The following is a 2946-nucleotide window of genomic DNA, read 5'->3' on the forward strand; positions in this document are numbered from 1 at the left end:
GGGGGTCCCCCCGCTCGAGCGAAGCCGAGAGTGGGGGAGGGTGGGCGCAGCGGCACCTGGCCAGCGCCGGACAGCGATCCCGACCCCCGGCCCGCCGCAGCACCGCTCAGCTGCTGGACGCCGGAACCGGCACGGAATCCGGCGCCAGGCCCAGCGCAGCGTCCCGCGCGGCCTCGACCTCCCGCCGCAGCAGCCGGAACCACATGAACACCGTGAACCCGGCGAAGACGAACCACTCCCCGGTGTACCCGAGGTTCTGGAACGCCTTCAGATCCAGCCCCGTACCGTCCGGCGCCGACGCCGGCACCGCCTTCATCCCGGCGTCCGCCTTGTCCAGCGTCACCCACGCGTCGTACAACCGGTCCGGCACCAGGTTGACCAACGCCGCCGAACTGATCGCCGCCGTCTGGCCCGCGGGCAGCCCGCCCTGCGCGCTGACCCCGTTGTCCCCCGGAGTCTCGGACGCCTGCAACGCGCCGACGACGGTCACCTCACCGCGCGGTGCGGCGGGCGCCTTCGCCGCGGACGCCGTCCCGGGCAGCCACCCGCGCACCACGGGAAGCGACTTCCCCTGGTCGGTGCGCAGCAGCGTCAGGACGTAGAACCCGTTCTTGTCGTCCAGCTGCCGGCCGGGCACGAGCAGCTGCGCCCCGTACCGTCCGTGCGCGGACACCCGCCGCCCGGACGTGGCCTTGTTCACCGGCAGCATCGAGTCCAGCGGGCGGGCCGCCTGGGAGGCGTCGGACGCGGCCTGCCGGTTCGCGGCGTGTTCCTCGTGCACCCGCCCCTCGAACCGGCTCAGCTGCCAGGACCCCATGAAGATGCAGAAGGGGATGGCGAGCAGCACGAAGACGTTGATGCCCCACCAGCGCGGAGTCAGCAGAAACCGGTACACGCCCCCACGGTACGGCGCCCGCCCCGCCGCCCCGCTCGCGGGTCGGCCCTCACCCGTACGCGTGCGGTGCCCATGGCGGGAAAGTTATCCACAGGCTGCGCTCACCCGCCGCACAATTGTCGCGGCGGCCAGGCAGTATGGGGCGCATGACTGGGGCCAAGACTGAGAGCACGACGCCGAGCGCACCGCAGGCGCCGGGCAGCGCGGACATGCCGGACTGGGAGAAGCGGTTCCGGGCGCCGCGGGTGTCCCTGCCCGACTGGGCCGAGGACGCACCGGACCGCTCGCTGTTCGTGTCGAACGCGACGGGGACGTACGAGCTGTACGCGTGGAACCGCACCACGGGCGAGCAGCGCCAGGCCACCGACCGGCCGAACGGCACGACGGACGGCACCCTCTCCCCGGACGGCGCCTGGATCTGGTGGTTCGACGACAAGGACGGCGACGAGTTCGGCATCTGGCGCCGCCAGCCCTTCACCGGCGGCGCCGACGAGCCGGCCGTCCCGGGCCTCGCCGCCTCCTACCCGGCCGGCCTCGCCCTGGCCCGTGACGGGCAGACCGCGGTCGTCGGCCGCTCCACGGACGAGGACGGCACCACGATCCATCTGGCCCGCGCGGGCGCGGACCCGGTGGAGATCTACCGGCACCGCGAGTCCGCGGGCGTCGGCGACCTCTCCCACGACGGCTCCCTGATCGCCATCGAACACACCGAGCACGGCGACGCCATGCACGCGGCGCTGCGCGTCCTGCGCCCGGACGGCTCGACGGTCGCCGATCTGGACGACACCAAGGGCGGCGCCGAGGAGCTGGGCCTGGAGGTGCTGGGCTTCGCCCCGGTCGACGGCGACACCCGGCTGCTCATCGGACACCAGCGCCGCGGCCGCTGGGAGCCGCTGGTGTGGGACGTGGCCACGGGCGAGGAGACGGACCTCGCCCTCGAGCTGCCCGGCGACGTCAGCGCCGAGTGGTACCCGGACGGCTCCGGCCTGCTGATCGCGCACAGCTTCGAGGCCCGCAGCGAACTGTTCCGGTACGACCTGGCGAGCCGCGAGCTGACCCGTGTCCCGACCCCGCCCGGCACCGTCTCCGGGGCCACCGCGCGCCCGGACGGCAGCGTGGAGTACCTGTGGTCCTCCTCCGCCGAGCCGTCGGTGGTGCGCTCCACCTCCGGCGGTGTGGTCCTGGACCCGCCCGGCATGAAGTGCCCGCCGTCGGTGCCAGTGGAGGACGTATGGGTGGAGGGCCCCGGCGGCCGGATCCACGCCCTGATCCAGAAGCCCGCGGGCGCGAGCGGCCCCCTGCCCACCGTCTTCGACCTGCACGGCGGCCCGACCTGGCACGACAGCGACTCCTTCGCCTCGGGCCCGGCCGCCTGGGTCGACCACGGATACGCGGTGGTCCGCGTCAACTACCGCGGCTCCACCGGGTACGGCCGCGCCTGGACCGACGCCCTCAAGCACCGGGTCGGCCTGATCGAGCTGGAGGACGTGGCGGCGGTCCGCGACTGGGCGGTCTCCTCGGGCCTCGCCGACCCCGACCGGCTGGTCCTCACCGGCGGCTCCTGGGGCGGCTACCTCACCCTGCTCGGCATCGGCACCCAGCCACAGGCGTGGACGGTCGGCATCGCGGTCGTCCCGGTCGCGGACTACGTCACGGCGTACCACGACGAGATGGAGGCCCTGAAGGCCATGGACCGCACCCTCCTCGGCGGCACCCCCGAGGAGGTCCCGGAGCGCTTCGAGGCGTCCTCCCCCCTCACCTACGTCGACCGGGTCAAGGCCCCGGTCTACATCTCGGCCGGGGTCAACGACCCCCGCTGCCCCATCCGCCAGATCGACAACTACATCCACCGCCTCCAGTCCCTCGGCGCCACCCACGAGATCTACCGCTACGACGCCGGCCATGGCTCCCTGGTCGTAGACGAGCGCATCAAGCAGGTGGCCCTGGAGCTGGACTTCGCCAAGAGGCACCTCCCGGCGTAGCCGCCCCGCCTGCCCGCCCGCTCACCGCCCCGTTCCCTCCGGCATCCCGCCGGAGGGAACGGGGCGGTG

At 73.7% G+C, this 2946-nt stretch carries 2 protein-coding genes; one reads left to right on the plus strand and one right to left on the minus strand.

Annotation, left to right across the window (positions count from 1 at the left end; translation table 11 throughout):
* Window positions 1-106: 106 nt before the first annotated feature.
* Window positions 107-895, minus strand: a complete 789-nt coding sequence (locus CCN72_RS18185; RefSeq protein ID WP_086808434.1) for an SURF1 family protein — start codon at window positions 893-895, stop codon at window positions 107-109.
* Window positions 896-1104: 209 nt separating this feature from the next.
* On the opposite strand from CCN72_RS18185, the gene CCN72_RS18190 reads away from it, so the two are divergent.
* Window positions 1105-2877 (plus strand): S9 family peptidase, encoded by a 1773-nt coding sequence (locus tag CCN72_RS18190; protein ID WP_167408689.1) that lies wholly within the window; start codon window positions 1105-1107, stop codon window positions 2875-2877.
* Window positions 2878-2946: the final 69 nt, after the last annotated feature.

The sequence above is a fragment of the Streptomyces murinus genome, from assembly GCF_002154555.1.
Lineage (GTDB): Bacteria > Actinomycetota > Actinomycetes > Streptomycetales > Streptomycetaceae > Streptomyces > Streptomyces murinus.